General features: G+C 74.2%; 3 protein-coding genes. All 3 read left to right on the top strand.

Annotation, left to right across the window (positions count from 1 at the left end):
* Positions 1-2,728, top strand: a 2,728-nt coding sequence (locus tag KJS59_RS25070; protein ID WP_283775882.1) for a type I polyketide synthase, incomplete at its 5' end; no start/stop codon positions are given.
* A gap of 6 nt (positions 2,729-2,734) precedes the next feature.
* Positions 2,735-7,441 carry a type I polyketide synthase gene (locus KJS59_RS25065; protein WP_213455426.1) on the top strand — a complete coding sequence of 1,569 codons (4,707 nt, stop codon included), beginning with the start codon at positions 2,735-2,737 and terminating at the stop codon, positions 7,439-7,441.
* Between the two features lie 50 nt (positions 7,442-7,491).
* A partial coding sequence (locus KJS59_RS25060; protein WP_283775881.1) for a beta-ketoacyl synthase N-terminal-like domain-containing protein occupies positions 7,492-8,523 on the top strand: 1,032 nt, incomplete at its 3' end.

Here is an 8,523-nt window from a genome sequence, read left to right as displayed (position 1 = left end):
GACGGTTGGTGCGGACACGGCGATGGACAGTCCGGGGTATTGGGTGCGGCAGGTCCGGGCCACGGTCCGGTACGCCGACGCGATCGACACCGTGCGCGGCGAGGGTGTCACCCGCATTCTGGAGGTCGGTCCCGACGCGATCCTCACCCCATTGACTGAAGGGGCGGTGCCCAGCACCCGGCGGGAGCAGAGTGAGACCGAGACGCTGATCGCCGCTGTCGCTCAGTTGCACACCACCGGCCAGCACGTGGATTGGGCGGCGGTGCTGCCCAAGGCCAATGTGGTCGACCTGCCCACGTACCCGTTCCAACACAGGCGGTACTGGATGAACGCTCCGAGCACCGGCGACGACCCGGCCGCTGTCGGGCTGACCGCAACCGACCACCCCCTGGTGGGTGCCGCGATAGCGGCCCCGGACTCGGACGCCGTGACCCTCACCGGTCGGCTGTCCCGCGACCGCCAATCCTGGCTCGGCGACCACACGCTCCTCGACACCGTGGTGTTCCCCGGCGCCGGCCTCGTCGAGTTGGCGCTCGTCGCCGCCCGGCACGCCGGCTGTGGGGTGGTCCGGGAGCTGACCGCGGAGGCGCCGCTCGTGCCACCCACCGACGGCGGGCTGTCGCTGCGCGTGGTGGTGGCCGCCCCGGACGAGGACGGGGTCCGGGCGCTGACGATTCACTCCAGGGGCGACGACCCGGAGCAGCCGTGGACCCGGCACGCGACCGGCGTGCTCGCCGACGATCCGGTGGCGCCGCCGGCCGGACTCGTCGCGTGGCCGCCGGCGGACGCGGAACCGATCGACCTCGACGCGGCCTATGCGCGGCTGCTGGAGCGCGGCCACCGGTACGGGCCGGCATTCCACTGCCTGCGAGCGGCGTGGCGCCGCGGCGACGAGCTGTTAGCCGAGGCGGAGACCGGCGACGACGGCTTCGTCGTGCACCCCGCGGTGCTGGAGGCGGCCGTCCAGCTGGACCTCGTCACGCACCCCGGTGACGAGCCGATGCTGCCGACGGCGTGGACGGGCGTTGCCGCGTACGAGCGCGCCGGCTCGGCCGTGCGGGTGCGGATCGCCCCGGCCGAGACGGGCGGCTCCACGGTGACCCTGACCGGCGCCGACCAGCGGCCGATCCTGTCCGTGGCGTCGATGGTCGCCCAGCCCGCCGCGGAGCGGCTGGCCGCCCACGGCGGCCACGGCACGCTCCTGCGGCTGGAGTGGATCGCCCGCCCGACCGCGGAACCGGCCGAGGGGATTGATCTGTACCACTGCCCCGAGTCGTCCGACTTCCGCGAGGTTCTGGCCGCGGTCGGGGCCCGGCTGGCCGTGGACAACTCCCGGCTGGCGATCGTCACGCGCGACGCCGCGGTCGGCAACCTGGCCCACGCGCCGGTGTGGGGCCTCATCCGCGCGCTGCGGGCCGAGCACCCGGGCCGGCTCGTCCTGGTGGACACCGACGGCAGCCCGGAGGCGGAGCGGCTGCTGCCGGCCGCGCTCGGTACCGGCGAGGCCGAGGTCGCGGTCCGCGGCGGCGCCGTGCTGGTGCCCCGCCTGGTCAGGGCCGACGCGCCCGGGCCCCGACCGGACCTTGCCGGCGGCACCGTCCTCGTCACCGGCGGCACGGCCGGCGCGGGAGCGCAGCTGGCCCGGCACCTGGTCGCCGCGTACGGCGTCGAGCACCTGGTGGTGACCGGCGAGACCGGACGCGACGCCCTGGCGCAGCTGCTGGCGGCGATCCCGGCGGAACATCCGCTGACCGCCGTCGTCCACGCGGACGGGACCGCCGAAACCGCCTGGCACCTGCACGAGCTGACCGACGGGCTCGACCTGGCCGCGTTCGTGCTGCTGTCGTCGATCGCCGCCACCGTGCCCGGCATGGGGCGGGGCGATGCCGCGACGGCCGCCTTCCTCGACGCCCTCGCCGTGCGCCGGGCGGCCGCCGGCCAGCCCGCCCGGTCGATCGCGTTCGGACCGTGGGAGGGGGCAACCCCGGTCGAGCACGGCGAGCGCCCCGCCCGGTTCGGCCTGCCCGCCCTGAGCGTCCACGATGGCCTTGCCCTGTTCGACGCGGCGATGCGCACCACCGCGCCGGCGGTGACGGCGGTCCGGCTCGACCAGCTGGCGCTGTGGGCCCACCCGCGGGAACTGCCGCCCGTGCTGCGGGCCCTGATCCGTGGCCCGGCCCGCAGGCTGGTCCATCACGACACCGCGGCCGAGCTGCGCCGGCAGCTGGCCGGGCTCGACGCCGGCGAGCGGATCCGCGCGCTGCTCGACCTGGTGCGCAACAGCGTGGCCGCGGTGCTCAGCCACGCCTCCCCGGACGCGGTGGAGCCGGACCGGGCGTTCAAGGAACTCGGCTTCGACTCCCTCGCCGCGATGGAGTTGCGCAAGCGGCTCAACGAGGCGACCGGGCTCACCCTGCCCGCCACCCTGATTTTCGACTACCCGACGGCCCGGATCGTGGCCGAGCACCTCGATGCCGGCATCGCTCCGGCCCCCGAGGAGGCGACCCGCCCCGCCCTGGACGGGCTGGACCGGCTCGAGGCGGCGCTTGCCGGCCTGCGGCCGTCGGGCAGCGAGCACCGCGCGGTCGAGGCGCGGCTGGAGGCGGTCCTGCGCCGCTGGCGCGACGCCCACGGCGATGCCTCGCCGGACGGGCCGACGCCCAACTACGGCGGGGCGACCGACGACGAGCTGTTCGACGTGCTCGACAGCGAACTCACGATTGGTTGAGGTTTCATGAGCAACGAGGACAGGCTCCGCGACTATCTCAGGCGGGCCACGGCCGAGCTACAGCAGACGAAGCAGCGGCTGCGCGAGGCCGAGGATCTGCGGCACGAGCCGATCGCCATCGTCTCGATGAGCTGTCGCTTCCCCGGCGGCGTCGGCTCGCCGGAAGCCCTGTGGGAACTGGTGGCCGCCGGCACCGACGCGATCTCGTCGTTCCCCACCAACCGCGGCTGGGACGTTGCCGACCTGTACGATCCGCAGCCCGGCACGACCGGCAAGACGTACTGCACCGAGGGCGGGTTCCTGCACGACGCCGCCGAGTTCGACGCCGACTTCTTCAAGATCGGTCCGCGCGAGGCGCTGACCATGGACCCGCAGCAGCGGCTCCTGCTGGAAACGGCGTGGGAGGCGTTCGAGCGGGCCGGGATCGACCCGACGGCGCTGAAGGGCAGCCGCACCGGCGTCTTCGCCGGAATCGTCTACCACGACTACCTCGTTGGCGGCGGCACCGGCTCGCTGGCCAGCGTGGCCTCCGGCCGGATCGCCTACGCCCTCGGCCTGGAGGGCCCGGCGATCACCGTCGACACGGCGTGTTCGTCGTCGCTTGTGGCGCTGCACTGGGCGATCCGCTCCCTGCGGGCCGGCGAGTGTTCGATGGCGCTCGCCGGCGGCGCGACCGTGATGCCGCACCCGTCCTCGTTCGTCGGCTTCAGCCAGGACCGCGGCCTCGCCCCGGACGGGCGCTGCAAGTCCTTCGCGGCCGCGGCGGACGGCACCACCTGGGCCGAGGGCGCCGGGTTGCTGCTGGTCGAACGGCTCGGCGACGCCCGTCGCAACGGCCACCCCGTCCTCGCCGTGGTGCGCGGGTCGGCCGTGAACTCCGACGGCGCCTCCAACGGGCTCACCGCGCCGAACGGGCCGTCGCAGCAGCGGGTGATCCGGCAGGCGCTCGCCGACGCTCAGCTGTCCACAGCGGATGTCGACGCGATCGAGGGGCATGGCACCGGTACCACGCTCGGTGATCCGATCGAGGCGCAGGCGTTGCTGGCCACGTACGGGCAGGACCGTCCGGTGGACCGGCCGTTGTGGCTCGGCTCGTTGAAGTCGAACATCGGTCACGCCCAGGCGGCGGCCGGTGTCGGCGGCATCATCAAGATGGTGCAGGCGATCCGGCACGGCATCCTGCCCCGGACCCTGCATGTCGACCAGCCGACGCACAACGTGGACTGGTCGGCCGGGAATGTCGGGCTGCTCACCGAGGCGCGGCCGTGGCCGGCGACCGGCCGGCCGCGCCGCGCCGGGGTGTCGTCGTTCGGCATGAGCGGCACCAACGCGCACGTGATCGTCGAGGAGGCGCCGGCCGAGTCGGATCTCGTCCCCGCGCCGCGGCCGTCGCAGCCCGGCACCGTCGTGCCGCTGCTGGTCTCGGGGCGCAACGCCGACGCGGTGGCGCGGCAGGCGGCCCGGCTCGCCGCCCACATCGAGGCCAACCCCGGCGTGAGCCTGCTCGACCTCGGGTACTCCCTGGCCACCACCCGCGCGACACTTGAGCACCGGATGGCCGTGGTGACGGCCGACCGTGAGGAGGCGGTTAGGGCGCTTGCCGCGCCAGCGGTGCGCGGCACGGTGCGCGACGGCCTCACCGCGTTCGTGTTCACCGGTCAGGGCGCCCAGCGTCTGGGCATGGGCCGCGAACTCGCCGCCACATTCCCGGTATTTGACGAGGCGCTGCGTGCAGCCTCGGAGGCCCTGGACGTGATGTGGGGCGACGACGTTCAGGTGTTGAACCAGACTGGTTACGCCCAGCCGGCCCTGTTCGCGTTCGAGGTAGCCCTGTACCGCCTGTTGGAGTCCTGGGGCGTGCGCTCGAATGTCCTGATCGGACATTCGGTTGGTGAGATCGCCGCCGCGCATGTTGCTGGTGTTCTGTCACTGCCGGACGCGGTCCGGTTGGTGGCGGCGCGGGGCAGGTTGATGCAGGCGTTGCCTGCTGGTGGGGCGATGGTCGCGGTTCGGGCCCGTGAGGAAGAGATCCAGGGTGTGGACATCGCCGCGGTCAACGGCCCCGACTCCGTGGTGATTTCCGGGGCCGAGGCGGACGTGTTGGCGGTCGCGGCCCGGTTCGAGCGGTCGTCGCGGTTGCGGGTCTCGCATGCGTTCCATTCGGTGTTGATGGAGCCGATGCTGGATGAGTTCGCCGCCGTGGTTGAGGGATTGACGTTCAACCCGCCAACCATTCCGATCGTGTCAACGGTCGGTACCGACACGGCGATGGACACCCCCGAGTATTGGGTGCGGCAGGTCCGAGCCACGGTCCGGTACGCCGACGCCATCGACACCGCTCGGCAGCGCGGGGTCACCCGGATTCTGGAGGTTGGGCCGGACGCGATCCTGACCGGGCTGACCGAGGACGCCGTGCCGGCCAGCCGCCGGGACCGGCCCGAGATCGAGACGCTGATCGCCGCCGTCGCGCAGTTGCACGCCACCGGCCAGCGCGTCGACTGGGCGGCCTTCTTCGGCGGCCGCGGCGCCGCGCGGGTGGACCTGCCGACCTACGCCTTCCAGCGTCGCCACTTCTGGGCCGCCAGCGCCGGCCCGTCGCCGGACGGCGCCGACGCGGCGTTCTGGGCCGCGGTCGAGCGCGACGACGCCGCCGAACTCGCCGGCCGCCTCGACCTGGACGCCGCCGAACTCGCCCCGGTCCTGCCCGCGATCGCGGCCTGGCGCCGCCGCCGGCGCGAAGAGTCCGAAGCGGACTCCCTGCGGTACGCCCTCGGCTGGACGCCGGTCGCCGAGCCCACCGGGGTCGTGCTTCCCGGCACGTGGGTGCTCGTGGCCGGGCCCGGCGCGCTCACCTCCGCGGTGTCCGGCGCGCTCGCCGGCCGCGGCGCCGACGTCATCGAGGTGAACCCGGGCGACGCCGACCGCGAGTCCCTCGCCCGGCTCCTGCGCGACCGGGTCGGCGACGGCAGCCCGATCGGCGTGCTCTCCCTCCTCGCGCTCGACGACGGGCCGCACCCGAGCCACCCCGGGCTCTCCCGCGGGTGCGCCGGCACCGTCACGTTGATGCAGGCCCTCGGCGACCTCGCCTGGGACGCGCCCACCTGGTGCGTCACCGAGGGAGCGGTCGGCGTCGACGGGCCCGCCGAGGTGACCAGCCCGCCGCAGACCTCCGTCTGGGGTCTCGGCACCGTCCTGGCGCTGGAGAACCCGCGCACCTGGGGCGGCCTCGTCGACCTGCCGCCCGGCGCCGACGACCGGGCCCTGCGACGGCTCTGCGACGTGCTCTCCGGCGCCACCGGCGAGGACCACCTCGCGATCCGGCCCGCGGGCGTGTTCGGCCGGCGCATGGTCCGCGCCACCGACACCACACCCGCCCCCCGGCCCTGGCGGCGTCGCGGGACCGTGCTCATCACCGGCGGTACCGGCGGCCTCGGCGCCCACGTCGCCCGGATGCTCGCCGCCGACGGCGCCGAACACCTCGTCCTCGTCAGCCGCTCCGGCCCGGCCGCGCCCGGCGTCGCCGACCTCGCCGCCGAGCTCGGCGCGGCCGGCACCGAGGTCACCGTCGAGGCGTGCGACATCACCGACCGAGACGCGGTCCGGGCGCTGCTCGCCACCCTCGACGCCGACCGGGACCGGCCGCTGACCGCCGTTGTCCACGCGGCCGGCGCGGCGCAGCGGATGGTACCGCTCGGCGACCTCACCCTCGACGAGTTCGCCGGGGTCGGCGCCGCCAAGGTCCGCGGCGCGCAACTGCTCGACGAGCTGCTCGGCGACACCCCGCTCGACGCCTTCGTGTCCTTCGCCTCCGGCGCCGCGGTCTGGGGCAGCGCCGGGCAGAGCGCCTACGCCGCCGCCAACGCCTACCTCGACGGGCTCGCCCACCGGCGCCGGGCGCGGGGCCGCGCCGCCACCTCGATCGCCTGGGGCTCCTGGGACGGTGGCATGGTCGACGCCGACCTCGGTGCGCTGCTGCGGCGGATCGGCGCCCCCGCCATGGCACCCGCCCTCGCCATCGCGGCCCTGCGCCGGGTGCTCGGCCTTGCCGCGTCGCACGCCGTGGTGGCCGCGTTCGACTGGGCCCGGTTCGCCCCCACCTACACCCTCGCCCGGCCACGGCCGTTGCTCGACGCGCTGCCCGAGGCCCGTGCCGCCCTCGACAGCGCCGACGACACCGAGCCGGCCGGCGCGGTCGAGCTGGCCAACCGGCTCGCCGCGCTGCCCGAGGCGGAGCAGCGCAAGACGCTGCTGGACCTGGTCCGCACCCACGTGGCGGCGATCGTCGGCCACGACGACCACACCGACATCGAACCCGGCCGGGCCTTCGACGACCTCGGCTTCGACTCGGTCGCCGCGGTCAAGCTGCGCACCGAACTCAGCGCCGCCACCGGCCGCAAACTGCCGTCCAGCATGGTCTTCGACCACCCGACCTCGGCCGCGCTCGCCGATTACCTGCGCTCCGAATTCGGCCAGGTCGTCGAGGCCGGGCCGCAGGCCGTACTCGCCGCGCTCGACCGCTTCGAGCAGGCGGTGGCGGCGCTGTCCGCCGAGGAACTCGAGCAGAACTGGATCACCGCCCGGCTGCAGGCGCTCGTGGTCCGGCTCACCGACACCATCGGCGGACCCGGCGCCGACCCGACCGGGGACCGCCTGGACGGCGCGTCCGCCGACGATCTCTTCAGCTTCATCGACAAGGAACTCGGCCTCGCCTGACCGAACGCCCCGCCCCCTTTTCGATCACGACAGATTCGGTGGAACTCATCATGGCGAACGACGAAAAGCTCCTCGACTACCTCAAGCGCGTCACCGCGGACCTGCACCAGACCCGGCGCAGGCTGCAGGCGGTCGAGAGCCAGGAGCAGGAGCCCGTCGCGATCGTGGCAATGAGCTGCCGGTACCCGGGCGGGGTCAACTCACCGGACGACCTCTGGCGGCTCGTCGTCGACGGCCGCGACGCGATAACGGAGTTCCCCACGAACCGCGGCTGGAACCTCGCCGAACTGGCCGGTGACGATCCGGCCGCCCTCGGCGCCAGCTACGTCCACGAGGGAGGGTTCGTCCACGACGCCGGCGACTTCGACGCCGCCTTCTTCGGCATCAGCCCCAACGAGGCGCTCGGGATGGACCCGCAGCAGCGGCTCATCCTCGAAGCATCCTGGGAAGCGTTCGAGCGGGCCGGCATCAACCCGCAGTCGGTGCGGGGCACCCAGGTCGGCGTCTTCGCCGGCTCCGGTGTCCAGGACTACGAGTACCTGCTCGACACCGTGCCGGAGATCGCCGAGGCGTACCTGACCACCGGCAACGCCGCCGCGGTCATCTCCGGCCGCGTCGCCTACACCCTCGGCCTGGAGGGTCCGGCGGTCACCGTCGACACCGCCTGCTCCTCGTCGCTGGTCGCGCTGCATCTTGCCGTGCAGGCGTTGCGGCAGAAGGAGTGCACGCTCGCGTTGGCCGGTGGCGTCATGGTGATGGCTACCCCGTCGCCGTTCGTCGCCTTCAGCCGGCAGCGCGGCCTCGCCCCCGACGGTCGCTGCAAGTCCTTCGCCGACGCCGCCGATGGCACCGGCTGGTCCGAGGGCGTCGGCGTGCTCCTGCTGGAGCGGCTCTGCGACGCGCGGCGCAACGGCCACCCCGTCCTGGCCATCGTCCGCGGCAGCGCCGTCAACCAGGACGGCGCCTCTAACGGCCTCACCGCCCCGAACGGCAGCGCCCAGCGGCGAGTGATTCGCCAGGCCCTCGCCAACGCCCGCGTACCGGCCGGGCAGGTCGACATCGTCGAGGGGCACGGCACCGGC

Source organism: Rhizomonospora bruguierae (assembly GCF_018397995.1).
Taxonomy (GTDB): Bacteria; Actinomycetota; Actinomycetes; order Mycobacteriales; family Micromonosporaceae; genus Rhizomonospora; species Rhizomonospora bruguierae.
This window is presented reverse-complemented; position numbering and strand designations above follow the sequence as displayed.